The sequence below is a fragment of the Methanospirillum lacunae genome (assembly GCF_003173355.1).
In the GTDB taxonomy this organism is placed as follows: Archaea; Halobacteriota; Methanomicrobia; order Methanomicrobiales; family Methanospirillaceae; genus Methanospirillum; species Methanospirillum lacunae.
In genome coordinates, this window is sequence record NZ_QGMY01000008.1 from 436,521 (window position 1) to 456,207 (window position 19,687).

Annotated in this window: 13 protein-coding genes; 7 read left to right on the forward strand and 6 right to left on the reverse strand. The window is 45.8% G+C overall.

Annotated elements, in window-relative coordinates:
* Nucleotides 1-627: 627 nt before the first annotated feature.
* On the forward strand, nt 628-2,754 hold the full coding sequence (locus DK846_RS12230; RefSeq protein ID WP_109969235.1) for a PAS domain-containing protein: 2,127 nt from the start codon (nt 628-630) through the stop codon (nt 2,752-2,754).
* 58 nt (nt 2,755-2,812) lie between these two features.
* On the opposite strand, the gene DK846_RS12235 is transcribed toward DK846_RS12230, so the two are convergent.
* Together DK846_RS12235 and DK846_RS12240 are read right to left on the reverse strand one after the other, a co-directional pair.
* Nucleotides 2,813-3,067, reverse strand: coding sequence for a SemiSWEET transporter (locus tag DK846_RS12235; protein WP_109969236.1), 255 nt, complete (start codon nt 3,065-3,067; stop codon nt 2,813-2,815).
* Nucleotides 3,068-3,168: 101 nt separating this feature from the next.
* The gene (locus DK846_RS12240) at nt 3,169-3,873 is read right to left on the reverse strand and encodes a hypothetical protein (RefSeq protein WP_109969237.1); all 705 of its coding nucleotides are present in this window, start codon (nt 3,871-3,873) and stop codon (nt 3,169-3,171) included.
* Between the two features lie 1,085 nt (nt 3,874-4,958).
* On the opposite strand from DK846_RS12240, the gene DK846_RS17705 reads away from it, so the two are divergent.
* Entirely contained in the window at nt 4,959-5,120 is a 162-nt protein-coding gene (locus DK846_RS17705; protein WP_181391755.1) for a hypothetical protein, read from the forward strand.
* Nucleotides 5,121-5,264: 144 nt separating this feature from the next.
* Here DK846_RS17705 and DK846_RS12245 read toward each other — a convergent pair whose 3' ends face one another.
* Together DK846_RS12245 and DK846_RS17710 are read right to left on the reverse strand one after the other, a co-directional pair.
* Nucleotides 5,265-8,363 carry a hypothetical protein gene (locus DK846_RS12245; protein WP_245926540.1) on the reverse strand — a complete coding sequence of 1,033 codons (3,099 nt, stop codon included), beginning with the start codon at nt 8,361-8,363 and terminating at the stop codon, nt 5,265-5,267.
* Entirely contained in the window at nt 8,356-8,496 is a 141-nt protein-coding gene (locus DK846_RS17710; RefSeq protein WP_181391756.1) for a hypothetical protein, read from the reverse strand. Before DK846_RS17710 ends, DK846_RS12245 begins: the two co-directional genes overlap by 8 nt.
* 343 nt (nt 8,497-8,839) lie before the next feature.
* Between DK846_RS17710 and DK846_RS12250 the strand changes: the two genes are divergently transcribed.
* Complete coding sequence (locus DK846_RS12250) at nt 8,840-13,702, forward strand: PAS domain S-box protein (protein WP_109969238.1); 4,863 nt, start codon at nt 8,840-8,842, stop codon at nt 13,700-13,702.
* 112 nt (nt 13,703-13,814) lie between these two features.
* Here DK846_RS12250 and DK846_RS12255 read toward each other — a convergent pair whose 3' ends face one another.
* Nucleotides 13,815-15,065, reverse strand: coding sequence for a transporter substrate-binding domain-containing protein (locus DK846_RS12255; RefSeq protein ID WP_109969239.1), 1,251 nt, complete (start codon nt 15,063-15,065; stop codon nt 13,815-13,817).
* A gap of 227 nt (nt 15,066-15,292) precedes the next feature.
* On the opposite strand from DK846_RS12255, the gene DK846_RS12260 reads away from it, so the two are divergent.
* Nucleotides 15,293-15,703, forward strand: coding sequence for an IPT/TIG domain-containing protein (locus tag DK846_RS12260; protein WP_109969240.1), 411 nt, complete (start codon nt 15,293-15,295; stop codon nt 15,701-15,703).
* An 88-nt stretch (nt 15,704-15,791) separates the two neighbouring features.
* Nucleotides 15,792-16,979, forward strand: a complete 1,188-nt coding sequence (locus DK846_RS12265) for an MFS transporter (RefSeq protein WP_109969241.1) — start codon at nt 15,792-15,794, stop codon at nt 16,977-16,979.
* A 7-nt stretch (nt 16,980-16,986) separates the two neighbouring features.
* Here DK846_RS12265 and DK846_RS12270 read toward each other — a convergent pair whose 3' ends face one another.
* Nucleotides 16,987-18,834 (reverse strand): MBL fold metallo-hydrolase, encoded by a 1,848-nt coding sequence (locus DK846_RS12270; protein ID WP_181391757.1) that lies wholly within the window; start codon nt 18,832-18,834, stop codon nt 16,987-16,989.
* Nucleotides 18,835-18,872: 38 nt separating this feature from the next.
* On the opposite strand from DK846_RS12270, the gene DK846_RS12275 reads away from it, so the two are divergent.
* On the forward strand, nt 18,873-19,223 hold the full coding sequence (locus DK846_RS12275; RefSeq protein ID WP_109969243.1) for an STAS domain-containing protein: 351 nt from the start codon (nt 18,873-18,875) through the stop codon (nt 19,221-19,223).
* Nucleotides 19,224-19,269: 46 nt separating this feature from the next.
* Entirely contained in the window at nt 19,270-19,686 is a 417-nt protein-coding gene (locus DK846_RS12280; protein ID WP_181391758.1) for an ATP-binding protein, read from the forward strand.
* The last annotated feature ends 1 nt before the right edge of the window (nt 19,687 follow it).

A 19,687-nucleotide genomic window follows, 5' to 3' on the forward strand; every position in this document is an offset into this window, starting at 1 on the left:
ATGAGTTCTCCGATTCTGATCAGTAAAATGTGCTGGGTTATTACTACTGAATAAAAAAGATATGCAAGATTGAGATCAAAATCTCCTTGAATGGTAATGCTCTGATCAATGGAGATTTGTATCTCACTGTCACTTCTAGAGGCGTTATTACTCCGGGTGTATGTTTCAGAGCATTGTTTAAATGATTGTTCTTTGAAGGTGATGGTTACCCGGTTGCCGGGCAGTTAATCGGGTATATCCATCATTCATACCATTGAAATTTCCACATATGAAGATCCACGCAACTTCATAACGAGATCTCGACCTATCTTCATGACAGACCGGATCTCCAGTGGCATGGTTGTACTTGAGTGTTCAGCCCTCCTGATAAGGGCAGATTTCTATGGTAAAGATGTGCTTATAAGGATTTTCTATGCAGTATTGCATGGCATTAGTGACTGTAGGAAGTTGGGTGTATTGGACTTATATATAAATTACTTGTTGTGTACAACTTGATAATTGGTCTAGAAATAAATAGTGAAATCAATGCTTTGCTGAGGTTTTTCCTCTGAATATACTATTTAAACTTTTATTTTTTTAGGTTATTGCTTGGCATATCTTTATTAGTATGGTTCAGAGATTTCAAGTATGCCTGCAGAACGGGATAACCTCAATAAAATCCGTTCGCTGCTTAAATTTCATCCCCGTGGCCTAACAATCTCCGATATTTCGCAGCGTCTGAAAATGAACCGAAATTCGGTTGCTAAGTATCTTGAGATCCTTGAAATATCAGGATGTGTTGAGATGCGGCAAATGGGGGCTGCAAAGGTCTTTTATATTTCTCAACGAATCCCACTTGCCGCTATCCTTGGGTTCACCAAAGAAGGGATTGTTGTCATTAATCAGGAAGGCAGGATTAACCAGGTAAATGAAAGGTTCTGCCAGATGTTTGATCTGCGTCAGGAAGAGATTCTGAGTGCACCGATTACTGTTCTTCCTCAAAATCTGCTCAGTGTCCTTACAAGTCAGCGTCTTATGGAAGGTCTTGGGGAAAAAGCAGAACAAACGCGTATTCTCAAGATGGAAGAGTATGACTGGATCCAATATTATAAAGTCAGGATATTGAACACCATATTTGATACTGGTGAACACGGCCAGACTGTCATCATTGAGGATATCACTCTTGAAAAAGAGATGGAAGAGCGGCTTCGTCTTAATGAAGCCCGGTACCGAGGAATTGTCGAAGACCAGCTTGAGATGATCTGCAGGTATACGCCGGATGGTAAGATCACATTTGCCAACGATGCATTTTGTAGGAACCTTAATATCACCCCTGAAGAGGTCGTGAACCACTCTATCCTTTCATATCATCCAGCCGAATCCATATCCCGACTAAAGGCTGGAATGGAAGCCTGCACTCCGCATTCCCCTGTATGGGACCTCGAGATGGAGGTTACACTACCCGGAGACAAAAGATGTTGGCAGCACTGGATTTACCGGGGAATATTTGATGAGCAGGATATGGTTCTGGAATATCAGGGTGTAGGCCGTGACATTACTGATCGTAAGCGAGCCGAGATCGAACTCCTGATCAAGAGCTTCGCCATTGAATCATCTATCATTCCTATCGGGCTTGCAACGCTTGATGGGATGGTTACCTATGTTAATCCTGCATTTTTGCAGATGTGGGGGTATAAGCATCTGTCTGATGTTCTTGGACTTCCCTTGGAACATTTTGCCCATGGAAATGTTGACTCATTGCGAAAAATTTTTGAGATAAAGCAGGCTGTTTCCCGTGAAGGTGGGTTTTCCGGCGAGTTAACCGGAACCCGGAAATCTGGTGAGAAGTTTAACCTTCTTCTTAACGTGTCTGTTGTCAAGGATACAGAAGGATCTCCGCTCTGTCTTATTGGCTATTTCAATGATATATCGCTCCTTGTCAGGATGAACCGTGAGGTACAGATGAAAGAGACTGCAATCTCCCATTCGTATGAAGGAGTAGCCATCATCTGTCCTGATGGGCGTATTAGTTATAGCAATCCTGCTTTCACGAGAATATTTCAGCGTATTCCTGAACATGATCTGTACGGGAAACAGATCGATCTTGTTTATTCCAGTTACCCTCAGCTTGAAGGAAAGAGGGATGAGATATCTGACTCTCTGGCCAGGAAAGGGAGCTGGATCAGTATTGTATCAGATATTACCGAGGATGGTAAAACTAGTATAATCCAGATTCATCTCTCCCGCACCAATGATCTGGGAGGAAATCAACTATGTACTATCTTTTCTGCTCTTGATATTACAGAACAGCGGATGATAGAGGAGTCTCTTTCGATGATGTATCATCACCTAGAGGAGGCGATTGAACATGTTGGTGATCCCACGTTTATCCTTGATAATCACCGGCGTGTTGTTGCATGGAATAATGCGATGGCTTCCCTTACCGGGTATAGCAGGGATGAGGTGATTGGGACTGCCGGGTATCGGGATGCCTGTAAGCGGTTTGAACCAGGTATTCCTCTTCTTGCTGACCTGGTTGATCTTTCTGTCCGTGATCTTATCCGGAATTATCCGTCTGTCTCGCGGTTTGGTTCCGGTCTCTTCACCGAAGCATTTCTCCCCTCTCTGCAGAGTGGGAAGGGGGCAGTGATTTGGGCTAAGGCATCACCAATTCTCAATACAACCGGTCAGACTATCGGTGTAATTCAGACGATGAAGGATATGACCAACTGGAAACGGGTTACAGAACATGGGGTTACCCGTGAAATTTCCTGATACAAACGTTTCCAAATGGTATCTCCTTGGAAATGGGTCCTACGATTCTGATTTCAGGTCATGGATACCGTATCTTCATGACCGTGATTGTAGCCAGAAGGATGAGGGTGATTCCATTTGCAAGAATTACCGGCAATTCCCCGATTACAACGCCATATATGAGCCAGAGTGTCATTCCCGTCATGAGAAGAAGGAGCATTCCGTAACTGATGTCATGAGCATGACGGGTCTTGTATGTTTGCCATACCTGGGGAAGAAATGCAACCGTGGAGCAGAATGCTGCAATGTATCCGGTCGCGTGGAAGAGATCCATACTAAAGTTCTCCTGCGGTGCTCATAGGAGTTCTGGAAGATATGAATTACACTAAAAAAAGAATAATCGTTTGTGAAATCGCTGAATCAGTTTCCTGGCGATTATTTGGTTTCGTACTTTTTAAGGGCAGTGGTGATCTTCTGTATCCGCTCAAGGCTGATCGTCTTCATTTTCTGTGCTGCAATGTCGAAGATGAGATTTGGCGGTACATCAACTTCCTCTGCGAATTTGGTCTGTGTAATCTTCTTGGTTGCCGTGAGTGCGTTGAGCCGTTCAGATACACTTACCGGAACAGGAACCATGGTATCAAGTGCTGGCTGGACAAGTTTCCTGCCCCGCTTAGCTGGTACTTTTACAGGTGCTGTTGTCTGCTCTGGCGCCGGGGTTTTAGCCTTTGCCGCCCCTCTCCTCACTGGAGAAGTTTTAGTGGCAGTGCTCTTGACCGGGGCCTTTGCAGGTGTTGCTGATGCTTTCTTTGCCTGAGTTTTGGCTTTTGAAATGGATTTTACTGGAGCTGCCTTTGCAGGTGATGCTTTAGTGGCAGCAGATTTTGCTGGTGCCTTGGCAGGTGTTACAGATGCTGGTTTAGCCACATCTGATGCGATCTTTACCTTAACCTCTTTCAGTTCAGTCTGCAGGGTTCCAACTGTCTTGTTTAACTGGAGCAGTTGCTTTGCCTGCATGTCAATGATCTTTTTAAGATCGGCAATTTCAGAAGTATTAACACTTTCCTGAACTTGTTTGGGTTTTGCCACTGGCTTTACCGGCTTTTTAACAGTTTTTCTTGGTGCTGGTTTTGTTGCCATTATTATCCCCCCTTTATCTGATGAATATTGTATACATCTTTGAAATAAGAGTATACCGGATGGTATTAATCAACTGATCTTGTCTCAATCCGTAATCATCAGTATCCCTTCATATTGTGAATGTGATATTTAAAAATTTATAGGCGTTTTCAGTTGTTCATCACATGTTATGAGGTGATGAGGCTGGTATTGACAGGTACGTTCTGATAAATTTCTTAGATTGATATTAAAAATCAATAAATCAACCTTGAAATGGCTGTGTCTGTGAGGCGCGGTATTTTGTTTAATAGTTTTCAGTACCTTTTTCTAACCCTATCCGGCTACCCTGTGATCCCTCCGGGTTCTCAAATATGTTTAGGAAAATCACTATACTTTAATCAAAAAAACGGTTAACTGGTCAAAAAATTCTTTCAGGCTTTACAGGACAGGCTCTGTTTATAGGCACCTTGGAATTTCTTCTCATCATTGCGGTGCCATAATATTATACGTGATGAATAATTGGTTCATAAATTACCTGCTGAATCCCTGAATTCAAAAAAAAGAAGGTATTGTCCGAGTATCAGCATAGTCGATGTTCGATCAGAAACACATGAGATCATGGTATCACATAACCCCCCCCATCGGAGTACTATGTGACAATTACCAGATGTGTTATGGTGGTATATATTTTTTATCTTCACTTGGAATGTCTTGTACGTGGCGATTTGCACCTTTATTTGGAAATAATCCGTTATTTCTCATATGCCTAACTCAGTGTCATGTTTTCAGGTTTAGTAAAAATTTCAGATCGACGTGTTTCGAGGGATGTGTAAGAAAAACTGCCGCGCCCAAGTTGGTGTGTTTACCAGGGTCGTGGATGCGGAGATCTTGATAGATCCAAGCTGAGATAACAGTTCATCCCCACATATGTGGGGAACTCGACCTTCTGCTTGGCAAATCTTTATTATTTGAGGATTTATTAGCAGATATGTGGGGAACTCCCTTTCTCTTCCTTCAGCCAGTGATCAAATTCAGGTTTATCCCCACATGTGTGGGGAACTCTGTATAACACTATATACGCCCGTCGACGCTTAGGGTTCAACCCCATGTATGTGGGGAACTCTATTAGGCTGAGCAGGCCGCTGAAAAATCTATCAAAGGGGCATTCATCTCCTTACACCCGGTTTTTCCCACGTACTCATGACATCCATCTTCTTCTTACCCTTCTTGAAGAATCAGGAGTACTGATTCCTGAAGAGATCAAGTAATCAGAAAGACTGACTGCCTCCGCTGTTCAGGTGCGGTACCCCGGATTTTCTGCCCCAATAGAAGAATCATTATCGTCAGGCTCTGTCTCTTGCTGAACTGGTTATCACCTGGGCTGAAACTTTCATCCTGGTAGAATTTCAGCATCAATAGCCCGCATTCCAATGTTCACCCCTCTCCGGTTTTCCTTTTTGTTCACGATGATAGCATGTCTCACAAAGGGCTACCTGCTGGACGGGATCAACCCAGACTGCAGCACCAGTTCTGCAGACTGAACACTTCCCGGTTGGACTAGTCCGATGCTCCATCATGTCTGTTCTGATAACTCCCGGGATTGTCCTGACTGAAAGGGCCTCCCTGACCTGGGCTGCTTCATAGCAGACATCACAGAGCATCCGCTCAGATTTCCCATGACCTCTCTCCCGGTACCTGGAATATAAACTTCCACAGACTGCACACGGTCTCTTCTCAGGCCATCCGTCTATTCTTGAAAAGTCTGATGAACAGATCCCCGGCTCAGATGTCAGAGCGGCATAAGCGGCATCATGCGTGAGAGTGTCCTGATCTGCCACTCTGATATTTTTGCCGCTTTCAGGCAACCGCCCATCAGGTGGGTTTATCTGATCACCCAGGGCGGCAATGCGGCAGATCCCGGGATCAGAGGTCTGGGTACATACCTCTCCGTCAGGTCCTGTGACCTGCTTCACACCTTCACCTTCTGCCGCTCTCTGATCTGAATCTTTATAATCTATTATTTTATGTGATTCTAAAGAGGAATCACTCTCGTTTTTCGAGCGGCAGCCTCCCGCATCGTTCCGCTTTGTGCCATCTTCAGCCGCACTGCCGCCCGGATCATCACCATCAATGTGATCAGCACCTTTTTCTTCCCGGACCAGCCAGACAACTCCACCTTCTGACCAGGGAAGATACAGTGATGGATCCCAGGTGTATACTCTCTGACGCCGCTGTGTGTGCTTTCCGTCAGAACCTGATGTCACCGTCCGGTCATAGAACGAAACTGCCGGACACTTTGCAAGAAGACCTGAGTACGACTGTCCTTTACTCAGGTACCCGTTGAGCAGTTTGTGAATCGAGCTGTTATTCCACCCGGTAAGAATCTGCAGATCACTGACCGTCAATTCAGGCCTGCCTGATTCATGCATAATAACAACCAGTTCAGCCTCCCTTCTGGTAAGCTTGGATACCTGGCTTCCACTCTCTCCGTTCAGTGATGTATAGAGCCTGGTTGCAATCGCAAAATCCTCTTCAGTTGCATAGACACACCTGACATTGTTCATCTCCACTTCAGAACGTTGATGCTGCATGAGCACTGCCGACGCCCTGATGAGATCCAGCAGCATATCCGGATTTCTTCTGTTTGCAGCAGACACAAACCTTATGCGGTCTGCAAACGGCACTATCACAAATGCCGGGCTTAATGTGCTCCAGATCTCCTGGCATACCAAATTCTCATCACGCTCTCTCTCACTACTGGCCGGGCCACAGGAAGCATGGGAAAGACTCCGTTTCAGTACCCTGATATCCTGGTCTTCACTGTCATCGATCCAGCAGGTCAGCATCCGGTTGTAAACCTGATCATCCCCGGTTCCATCAACTTTGGCTATCCACCAGACACACCGTTCAGGAATGATGCATTCCTGTGCAGTCCGATCTTTAGAGACAGTCCTGTACACAAACTGAGAATCAAACGAACTGGTCACTCCTTTCAGGATCTCCTGCATCTGGTCAGAAAGTGCCTGATCATCAAGGGCTATTACGGTCCCTGGTTTCAACCCGTTTATGTAAAAGAGTGCCTTTTCACTGAGTCTGCCATCCAGACGGCTTACAGATGGAACCTGCCTGAGCATGGTCTTGATGGCATGACTCTTTCCTTTCCCTGACTCCCCGGTTATCGAGACATGAAGTCCTTTGCTGTTGAGGACAAGCCGTGAAGCCAGGGACATAATGAGCGACTCTGCAACAGTCTGATCGCCCTCATGTTCAAGAGCAAAGGTCTCAAGCAGGTATCCGAAAGGGTTACCATCGTGGAGGATGGTCTCTGCATGGTTTTTGATCTCTTCCTGTACCTGGGTTGTCTGGTTATCCTGCGGAAGTGAAATCGGTTCTGCAGATTGTGTAACTGGTTTCTTCTGCCCTTTATCAGAGTGAGAACATTTCGTTGCCTGTCTTTTTCCTTCGTACTGCTCACGAAGTTCAGGCCATCGCTGAGTTCCGCCCCCACATGACGCATGGTGACATCCGGCAAAGATAGCACCGTTTGCAAACTGAATTGCATATGCCCCGTCTTTGTGTTCTGATGAAAATGGACATTCACTGAGCACAAAGATAGAACCACCTGCATACGGTTTCTGATTAAACGAGATACTGTTCCGATTGAGCCATGCTCCCAGATCAATGGATCTGACTGTTTTCACCTCAGTTTTTTCAGACGGCTCTTTCGGAAAGAGATCTGCCAGATTACTGAGCATTTCTCCTGAAACGATCTCAAGCACCGGTGGGACTGAAAGGATTGATGCCCTGCGATGTGGCCTCGCTGCAATATTGTCACCTTTTCTGCTTGTGGTGCCGTAGAGTTTCCAGATACGTGCAGCATTGAAGACCGTTGTGTCAACCGAAGCCTTCTCATCAGAGAAGAGGATGTGCAATGTTTCAAGCACGGTTCTGATAAGATCCCGGGATTCTTCGTCGTTTGGCAGATCAATACGGTACAGCAGGTGGGCCCCGTTGCCTGAGTCTGCGATTACCGGATCAGGCCATCCCATACCGGTGAGGTGATCACGAATACGAAATGCCATGGCCTCTGCTGCTTCATGTTCTTCCCTGGACGAAGAGACACCTGATGGTCTGACCGGATCGATATCAATCGGGAGCCAGCGACGGGAGATGATGTCACTATCTCCTGCTGATTTCTCATCTCTTCCAAGCCGTGTCTCAATTCTGTTGGCCCGACGTGCCAGGAGGTCAGGATTTACCGGATTGAGAGTGACATATGCTCCGGCATATTCGCCTCTGTTCTCAAGCAGAGTGACTGCACTTTCAAGCCGGTCATAGTTGTCAAAGAATCCGGATGCTGCCCCTCGCTTCCCGATAAATCTGACCTCTACGGTCTGTCCGGGAGAAAAGAGCAGGTTGCAGGCCGATCTTACTGAATGAGAGTCCCTGCAAAGGTCCGCAGTTTCAGGGATATGAGGCTGCATGTCTTCTCCTCCCTCTCCTTCAGGCATGGATATTATCCACCTGCAATCGAAAGTAAAAAACGTTCAGAAAATTATACTCATACCCTATCCCCGCCTTTCTTCCCTGTCCTGCAAGATCGAGAAGGATTGAGCGGGGTTTTTCAGTTCTTTTCTTTTTCATAAACACACCTGTCCGGGAACCCCCTGGGATCATCAGTTCTCCCCCTTGTCATCGTCGTCCTTGTGTTGTGATAGACGGTTAATGGGGTTTTTTATGATCGCTGATGATTGACTTCCCATTTTCTCAAAGCTTTATATGTTTATAATCTCAATCCCACCCCCCTAAATCCCGGGGTATGCTATCCCCGTTTTCGATTTCAAGTGCTGGTAGCGACATTACTTCTGCTTTCTCGATTTTGGTTGAAGTTTTAAAAGATAGGACTTGAGACACCAGTAGTGATTTTCTGATCTTATTCTGGTACGAAGATTCAATATCACTGAGCGATAAGGGGAGAGGATACTAGATGCGAGGATTCGGTATTGTGTCCCCGGCTCTCAGCCCTGCTTCGCTGTATGATCGGATTGCGCTTTATTGTGGAATCCTGGCTGTTATCATAGGAAGCACAGCTCTTACCGGCTGGGCTGTGAATGCCAGAATCCTTGCTGGTGTCAGGGTTGATTACGTCCCGATGGCACCAAACACCGCACTCCTTGTCATCCTTTTGGGTTGTGCTCTCTGTTTGATATCGCTTTTTCCAATGCATTTCTATTCCCGCCGGGCCGTTGAGATCATCTCCTGTTTTGGGATTTTACTGGCTGGAATAACCCTGCTTGGGATTATCGGGCTCGTGGATTTTCAGATCGACTACCTGTTTTTCCATCCGTCTGACATGCTTGGCTCTGTTCCTGTCGGGAAGATGTCTCCGGTGACTGCTGTCTGTTTCCTGCTTCTTTGCTTCGGGTTTCTTCTTCAAAAAATAAGATTCAGATATGCGGCACTCATCGCAACGGCAGTGTCAGGTGTCAGCGGAATGATGATCATCGGATACTGGTATGATGCACCTCTGCTCTATGGTGGGTCTGTTATCCCTGTTGCATTTCCGACAACTGTGGCTCTTATCATACTTGGAGCCGGGCTTGTTGCCCTCTGTGGCCCCGGTACCTGGCCACTTTCACGGGTATCAGGTGAGTCCACCAGCGCCAGACTCCTTCGAAGCCTGCTACCGGTTACTGTCCTCCTTGTTTTGTTTTTAAACTGGGTTACAATTCTCATCAGTGGAAGATCAGACAGTCTCATTGTTCTCATATCTGCATTATGGGTCATCATTTCTGCAGGGATTGTATACATTGTAGTCTCCAGGCTTTCCAGGGCTATTGGTGGAGCCCTGGATAAGGCAGAGAACGATCGGAAGAGATCAGAAGAACAGTTGCGAGAAAGCCAGGATCTGCTCATCATGGCCCAGGAGATTAGTCACAGTGGTTCCTGGGTGTATTATCCAGATTCAGGAAAGGTATGGCAGTCTGCAGAGGCATCCAGAATTTTTGGATTTCCTCCACAAGTACGTGAGTATTCTCTGGAAGAACTGTGGTCATGTATTACATTTACTGAGCCGGATTTAACAGTTGAGAATTTTCTTGAGAAAATAACTGATGAAACTATTCTGTTTACCATTCAACCGGTTGATGGCTCTCCGTCCGGAATAGTGCATGCCATTGGAAGGCGTGAATATGATTCTGATGGCAATTTCGTGAGGGCTGTTGGTATCATCCAGGATGTCACGAAGCAACAGGAGATATTACGGGAAAATGATCGGTTGATCATAGAACTGAGCACCAATAATGAACAACTCGGAGCAGCGTTTGAAGAACTATCAGGAGCTGAAGAAGAACTCAGATATCAATACAATGCCCTGTCACTCTCTGAAGAAAATCTCAGGCAGACAACAGAATATCTTGAAAACCTCCTGTCCATCGCAAATGTTCCAATAATTGTCTGGGATTCATCGTTTAGGATCACCCGGCTCAACCGTGCTTTCGAGGACCTGATTGGCAGATCCTCAAGCGAAATAGTGGGAAAAGAGATCACGACTTTGTTTCCTGCAGGTGCCCAGGATAGGTCAGAACGGCTTATTCAGACAACCCGGGATGGTGTCAGATGGGAGACTGTCGAACTTGAGATAATCAGAAGTGACGGTACTATCCGGACACTTGTCTGGAACTCGGCAACTCTGTATTCTCCTGATGGGATCACTCCGGTTGCAACCATTGCTCAAGGCCGTGATATAACTGATCAACTGCGGCTTGAGTATGAAAAAGAGCGTGCGGTAACACAGATTCAAAAGAACGTTGCTCAGTTATCTTTTCTCAACGATGAGATTAGAAACCCGCTGACCCTCATTGCCATATCTGCAGAAATGGATGATGAGAAAGCAGTTGGTGTCATCCTGGATCAGGTGATGCGGATTGACCAGATGATCACACAAGTTGACAAACGGTCATGGGAGTCTGAGAAGATCCTTGAGTACCTTCGTAAGCATACGCCGATGGCAATTACCCAATCTGCTGATCAGAAAAATGACTCCACAATTAAGAGCCACATTCCACTTGTCGAAGAGGTTCAGGCAGAACTTTACACTATTCTTGACAGTATTGATGCTATTGTGTATGTTGCAGACATGAAAACCTACGAGATCCTCTTTTTAAACCGTCAGGGGAGGGGAATTTTCGGAGATTATGTTGGGAAGAAATGTTATGAATACATCCAGCATCTTCAAGGTGGTCCATGCCCGTTCTGCACCAACCATCTTTTGGTCGATGAATCAGGACCAACCGGTGTACATCACTGGGAGCTACAAAATACACAAAACGGCAGGTGGTATGACTGTCGCGACCGTGCCATACGATGGACCAACGGAAAACTGGTCAGGCTTGAGATAGCAACTGATATCACTGATCTTAAAGAAGCAGAAGAGAGATTGCGCGAGAATGAGAGCCTGATCAGGAAAAAACTGGACGCTCTTCTCTCACCTGAAGGTGGTATTGATGTTCTGACGCTTTCTGAAATCATAGATATTCCACAAGTTCAGCGGATCATGGATGATTTCCACTCGCTGACCGGCCTCCTCGTAGCTATCCTTGATCTTCAGGGATCGATACTTGTAGCGGCAGGATGGCAGGAAATATGTACACGCTTTCATCGTGTCAATCCGGAAACCTGCAGAAACTGTCTTGAGAGTGATACCATCCTGTCGAAAGGTGTTGCTCCCGGGACGTACAATGCCTACCGGTGTAAAAACAACATGTGGGATATTTCAACCCCGATTGTGGTAGGCGGCGTCCATATTGGTAATCTCTTCCTGGGTCAGTTCTTTTATGATGATGAGGTTGTAAACCTGGATTTCTACAGGGAGCAGGCTATCAGGTATGGGTTTGATGTTGATTCGTATCTTGCAGCCCTTGAGAAGGTCCCCCGGATGAGCAGGGAGAAGATCGACATTGCAATGCATTTTTACACGCGGTTGATCTCGCTCGTCACCCAGGTCAGTTGGAGCAACATTAAACTTGCACGTATCGTTCACGAACGTGATCTCCTCCTTGCGTCTGTTAAAGAGAATGAAGAGAAGTACAGGCATCTGATTGAGCATGCTAATGATGGCATTGCGGTAACACAACAAGACAGACTACAACTGGTTAATACCCGATTGGAAGAGATAACAGGGTATCAGAAGAGTGATCTTCTCTCCCTCCCCTTTGTCACGTTTATTCACCCTGATGACCAGGCAACGGTATCCGAACGATATATGAAGCGGCTTGTAGGTATGGACGTCCCTTCCCGGTATACGTTCAGGCTGATCAGACCAGATGGGGCTGTTGTCTGGATTGAAGTGAGTGCGGTGATTGTTGACTGGGAAGGAAGACCTGCGACACTGAATTTTATTACTGATATTACAGAGCGGAAACTTGCAGAAGATGCTCTTCGTATCAGTGAAGGCCGGCTCTCCACACTTGTCCAGACACTTCCTGATCTGGTCTGGCTTAAAGATCCTAATGGGGTGTTTATCGCATGTAACCACATGTTTGAGCGATTTTTTGGTGCTAAAGAAGCCGAAATCATTGGAAAAACAGATTATGATTTCCTAACCCCTGATCTCGCAGAGTTTTTCCTTTCCTATGATCGTAAGGTGCTGGAAACCGGTATTCCTGGTAGAAATGAGGAGTGGATCACCTTTGCCGATGATGGGCATCGGGCACTCCTGGATACAATAAAGACGCCGATGTATGACTCCGAAGGTACTCTTATCGGGGTGCTTGGGATCGGCCGTGACATAACATCACGCAGAGAAGCAGAAGAGGGGTTGATTGCTGCCCAGGAACGGCTCAAAGAAGCTCATCGTCTTGCCCATTTTGGTACCTGGGATTGGATCATTGAACCTGAAACCATAACCTGGTCAGAAGAGATCTACATGATTGCAGGCTTGGATCAAAACCGGCCAGCTCCCGGTTCTGCTGAAATGCGACGTATATTCTCCCCCTCGAGTTGGGAACGGTTGATTACGTTATTTGCTCACTCTCTCTCTACAGGTGAATCTTTTACTATTGAACTTGAGATGGTCAGACCGGATGGAAGTACCTGCTGGGTTCAGGGGTTCGGAGGTGTTAAAAAGGAAGAGAATGGGAAGATCATCGGTTTGCATGGGACACTGCAGGATATTCAAGAACTCAAACAGGCAGAAGCAGCCCTCTATGAAGCAAACCATAAGTTACATCTGCTCACCAGCCTGACACGCCATGATATCCTGAATCAGGTGTCAGCACTGGAAATGTTCCTTGATTTGGCATCAGAGTCTTCAGACCCACTCAAGACAAGGGAGTATATTAAAAATTGTATTACGGCCACTGAGCAGATCGAGCGAACAATCGGGTTCACCCGTGAGTATGAGCGGTTTGGCGTTGTATCCAGTGGATGGCAGAGAATCAGGGTCATCATCAGTTCTGCGATGGCAGAGATCACTCTTGAGAGTATATGTGTGCAGAACGAAATTCCTGAAACTCTTGAGGTATATGCCGATCCCATCCTCCGGAAAGTCTTTACTACCCTCATTGAAAATGCAGTCAGGCATGGGGAGAAGATAACGTATATCCGGTTTTCAGTCTCTGAAACAGTTGATAGCCGTGTTATCATCTGCGAAGATGATGGTGTCGGAGTGCCTGATGGAGAGAAAAAACTTATATTCGAACATGGATTTGGGAAGAATACCGGAATCGGACTATTTCTCGTGCGGGAGATCCTCTCTATCACTGGGCTTATGATTAAAGAGACCGGTGTTCCGGGAGAAGGGGCACGGTTTGAGATCCTGGTGCCTGCAGGAAAATTCAGACAGACCTGACAATTCTGGTTTTGTATCAGTCCGGTGATGTAGGTTTTTATCAGAGAAGATTTGTCCTTGATTTGCATCCCGGATATCTATAAAAAAAGTATTGGATAGATTACTGTTGGGTTTACTTTTCTGTTCTCTCTGAACCTGCTTCTTTCTCATCACAGGTCTGGTATCTTCCAACTCCGACGACATACTGATTGCCGTCACTTCCCTTTACCATCTGGTAGTAACTCATCTTCTGATAGAGTCCCAGTGAGTCAGGATTCGAGTAGATATATGATACCCATCCGGTGCCGTTCTTTTCTGCACCTTTCACGATCTCATCACGGAACGGATACCCAAAAACATCAGTTGTTCCTGCAAGATTTTTTCCTAAATTAGCAGAATTTACTGCGTTTGCCACGAGATTCACTGATGTATCAAACACGAATACATAAAGATCAGGGTCAGTCGGACTGCGGTACGGGCTTTTTCCTGCATTAATTGATGTGATAGTGCCCGGTGCATCGGCAGCGATGTCTGTTGCAGTCATATTGACAAGGTTAATCACCTGATCTTGAGGTGTTGATTTTTCTGTACATCTGACTGGCAGGTAATCTGCAATAGTGCGTTCGTACTTTGTCACACCTGCCTCTGTCCGGTTCCGCTTGAAATCCTGCAGGGTGTTGTTTACCGCATTTACAAATTCAACCGGTGTTTCCGGGTTGAATGCAAGGTAGTATCTGCTTGTTCCAAGTACCTGTCTCTCTCCGATTTGTACCGGGTCTGTGGCATATTTCATAATGGCATGCTGACCCGCGAGTTCATCATATGCCCATCCGTATGCAGATCCGTTCTCGATCATCATAACCGCCTCTTTTGCCTGAGGCACTTCTATGATATTTTTCTCATCTGCCCCGGCTTTGATGGCATATGCCTTTCCGCAATCATCGGTTAGTACTACGATCTTCTGGGAACCTAACCCGAGGTCAGAGCGGTTGGTATCTGTCCGGGTAAAGAGAACCTGTGAGTTTTCCATAACCGGGCCTGCCCAGAGAAAGAGATCCTCACGTTCCGGGAGCCTGTCAGTTGAGAAGAGGATGGTATTGGGAGTGGTTCTTGCCAGGTTGTATGCTTCACTCCAGGGTAGAACACTGAATGATTCACGTGTTAAGTTACTTCCGAGCTGGTGCAAAGCAGCCTCTGTCAGATCAACAGAGATTCCTTTCAGTGTTCCGTTATCAAGATAATTAAGGGGTGCATAATCTTCTGTGACAACTTTGAGATCATCAGTCTGAAAGTCATGAATTGGTGCAGCCAGTGATACTGCGGGAATAAGCATGAAAACCAGGATAATGAATACTGGAATTTTTGTCTTGGTATACGTCATCATCACTATGTCATGTTAATTTACACAGAAATGGAAAAATACTTCTCTCCTTGGTTTCACTGGATCATGATCAGCGTAACACATGGTATGGATCTGACTATTTGAATTTGTATCTGTTCTCTTCCGCTTTCATGAGTTTAATTTTGAAAATATCGAATATTCATGGAAATTAATCTTAATAATCAAGAAGCCTCATATACAAGAAGTTCAAATCTATGTAATTGGTTCATATGAATCAGAATGTTTTAAAAATCTCGGTAATTTTAATTTCATGCCTCCTGCTTGCTGGGTTCGCTGCGGCGAGTAACACGACCGATTCAAAGAGTGATGTAAAGGATGTATCAGCTCTTGCAAAGCCGAATATCACTGCAATCAACCCAACATCTGGCAAGGTCGGAGAAACTGTTGATTTCACCATCACCGGAGCCAACTTCTCAAAGAGTTCAAAGGTTTACCTTGAAAACGAGTCAAACAGAGAAGCCAAGAACATCAATGCAAAGGATGTGACCTCTAACTCTACTACAACCCTCACCGGTTCATTTGACATTCCATCCGGTACCGATACCGGTTCCTGGATTGTAAATGTCAAGGACAATGGTCAGACCAGCGCATCAAAAGTCAAGTTTACTATCAACAAGTAAAAAGAAGTAATTTTACTTCTTTTTATCCTGATAGAGTTTAAGGTGCGTCAATATCTCATTAGATAAATACCTGCATGAAATATCTGGTATGCAGTTCTCTACAGATCAGAGATTTATCCTCAACCTGTCAATAGTCGGCTTTTTTGCTATCTTCTCGACAACAATCTCAAAGAATCCTGTTCTTCCCCTCTACGCCTCATCATTAGGTGCAAACGAAGCCCTCATTGGATTGATTTCAGCAGTTTCACCTTTTGCCGGTATCCTCCTGAGTTTTCCTGTAGGAGTTCTCTCTGATCATCTTGGAAAAAAGCGGCTTCTTATGCTTGCAGGAGGAGTTTTCCTAACTGCACCTCTTCTTTACCTCCTGGTAACTGATCCCATTCTATTGATTCCTGTACGGTTTTTTCATGGTATGGCAACAGCCATCCTCGGGCCTGTTGTATCTGCCCTTATTGCAGAACGATTTTCAGTAACAAGAGGTGAACGAATCGGTCAGTACTCATCAGCAACGCTCTATGGCCGGACCCTTGCTCCCCTTGTTGGTGGAGCATTGATCTCACTCTTTGTTATCGTACCTGGTGTTTTCAGGTACCAGAGTGTGTACCTTGCCGCTTTCTTTTCCGGGCTTCTTGTCTTCCTTCTTCTTCTCAAAATCCCTGATGAACCAAAGGGTGCCCTTAAGACAATTTCCCCGGCTGTATTCAAAGAGAGCCTGGTGGCTTTCAGGGCTGATCGCAGGTTGCTTGCAACTGCCACGGTTGATATGGGGACCTACTTTGTATTCGGGGTGTTTGAAACTTTTTTCCCGGTATACCTCATCGGGATTGGTGTTGAGGCTTATCTCATAGGAATAATTTTTGCTGTCCAGGTGCTTTCGATTGCCATAACCAAACCCTTCTTTGGCAGAATTGCAGATCAGAAGGACCCCAGGTACCAGATCGGTGCTGGTGTATTTCTGCTTGGAATTTCTGTCTCACTCATAGCAGTCTCATCATCTCTGGTTCTGATGATCGTCATTAGCCTTGTTTCTGGTATCGGTATATCGCTTTCAACAGTGGCAACGACAAAGTATGTTGCAGATCTTGCAAAAAAAGAGCAGATTGGGGCGTCAATGGGTGCCCTATCCTCGGTTATGGATATTGGTCACTCAGCAGGTCCGCTGGTTGCAGGTCTTCTTATCACCATATTTGGATTCGGGGCAGGATTCTTCTCATGTTTCCTTCTCAGCATGGTGATCATCATATACTTCGGGTTTGCAACCCGGTTGATACACTGAGATCTGATCAACCAGAATTATCAAAGTTTGCTGATTTTTGAAATTCAATCCTGATATCCTCTTTTCCAGGTTCCATCACGCTTTCGACAACACCACCGGCATAGGCTATCTCCCTGATTGTTGAACCCGGGAGCGGAAGTTCTGATTCAAGGTTTGGTCCCACCGGGGTCAGGATCATATGAATTCCGTTCTTTTCACCTGTCAGTGTAATATTCAGAGATTTGGCGTTGATACATTCAAGATATTCGATGAGAGCGATAAATGAGTCATACAACCGTTCTCTGTCTGCCAGGATTGTAATTGCATCTTCATCGACTTCGTAGTTTTCTGTGGAAATGTGATATGGAAGATGATGGGCATAGGGATGATGAGCAATTCTTTTTACTATTGCCTGGCGGTATGCCTCTTCATCATCCGCAATTGTAATGAGTTCCTCATCACTCACTCCGGACTGTTCTCCTGCAAAGACCTCATGAATCATGGATATCAGCATGACAGGTTCGTCTTTACCGTCCGGGATGATGCCCTGGATAGTTGAGAGAAAATCTGAGAGGATTCTTCTTGCCCGTCTGAGAAGGGATCTGTCAATAACTGATTCCAGTGATTCGGCAGGAAATGCCTTTTCTATCTGTTCAAATACCTGCAGGGCTTTGTGGACTACCTCGGGTTTAATCTTTTTTCCCGCCTTGAATTCCTCATAGAACCGGTTGAAATCCAGAAGAAATTGATCCACCTGTTCATCGCTGAATAGGACACATATATCTGCCGCCTCCTGTTCCATCTCAATATTTTCAAGACGAAAGCATAGTGACATCATACGGCCTGCAATGATCGGAAAGAGTCGGTGAGCTTCATCGATAAGATCAAGCCCGTGCCAGAGTGAGAGGTTCAGCCTTTTAACGTTGTACTCTGAAATGTCAGGCATCACACTGATCTCTTTTTCCATGCGGCTGACCATCGCCATGGCACCTGAATAATCAAACGTTCTCCCATGGCCCGGGCAGCAGATTGTGTCTTCTGTCAGAAGATGATCCCTGATATTGTAGATAGAATCGAGCAGGTCGCTTTTATTCCAGCCAGCCCTTCCTGCGATTCCCGGATTGGTGGCAAACGGGATATCACCGACATGAAGCAGCGTCCCTATACTGATGGACATACTCTCCTGGCTGTGACCCGGAGTGTTCCAGAAGGTTATGTAATCCCCATCTTCAAGCAACATAGACTGGCCATACAGTGTCCGGCCGTTAGTAGAGACCTGGTGAGAATTGAGGATAATTTCTCCAAATCCTTCAATGTTAACGATCTTTTTTATCTCTGCTGCCTTGTCTTCTGGTGTCAGGAGGTGAAGGGCCACATGTACTGGTGACTGGGGCAGACCAACGATATCTGATCCCGTCCAGTGTGCGTCACCGGCCTCAAGTTGCTCTGCACCCCAGTGCTCTGCTGCAATGATAGTCCTGCCAATTCTGCGCAGCTGGCGATCAACCAGCCCGAAGTACATATGATCCACATGGATATGCCCTGCAATCAGAATGATCCGATGATTTTGGTCTGAAACTTCTTTAGAAAGAATCTCTCTGACTTTCTCCATCTGATCCGTGATAGCTCCCGGATCGATGACCAGTAAATGCCTGCCGCTTCTGATAATGTAGGTATTTGAACCGGTAATCGAGGGTTTTCTGATAAACGGATAGACCCATGCACTTCGTGTCTTTGGTATCTGCTGCCAGACCTCATTCTCGAGTTGCATCACGCGGTTATTCTCTACTGGCATTCTTGGTACTAGTTTTTGTGTTCTATCATAATACTCATTTTTCCGGTGTATGATGAACTCCTTCTTTCTGCCTTCTGCCAAATAGTGAAATAGCTATCACACCTTCATTCTTATTACGTATGAGTGAACTGCTCGATGTCACAACCCGGAACATTGAGGATGTTACTATTGTTGATGTATCCGGAAGAATGGATGCAGCCACATCTCGTGATGTGGAATCTGTATTGAACTCCCTGATTGATGGGGGTTCCCGTAAACTAGTCTTTAACGGGCAGCATCTCTCCTATATCAGCAGTTCCGGTCTGAGGGTAATACTCGCCTCATTGAAACGTCTCCGGCAGGACGGTGGGGAGATGATTTTAGCCTCGCTCCAGGCCGCTCCTTTGGAGGTAATAAAGATGACCGGGTTTGATCGGATTTTTACCATCTGTGAGACTCCTGAACAGGCGATCAGCCGTATAACCAGTTGATGCCGGATGTATCTGGGCATTCTCTGGTTAATCATCAGGTGATATTGTGATCTGCGAATCTGAAGGGATTGTAGTTCCAGCAACGATTGATGCTATTGAAGTGGTGGCTCAGTACCTTGAGGAATGTCTTGAGCAGGCAGATGTTCCCCTGATGGATATGACGAGGATTCAACTTGCAGTTGAGGAGGCTGTCACGAATGTTGTTACTCACGGATATGAAAATCCGGGTGGTAATGTCTCTGTCAGGTGTGTTTCATCCCCTGAACTTGTCACGATCACGATAACAGATACCGGACCTGCTTTTGATCCAACGAAAATACCTCCTGCTGATGTGACTGCTGATCTGGATCACAGAAATATCGGAGGTCTTGGGGTTCACCTGATCAGATCAGTGATGGACGAGATTACATATAACCGCGAGATGGATGAAAACCATCTGACACTGGTTAAACGGCTCGGTTAAA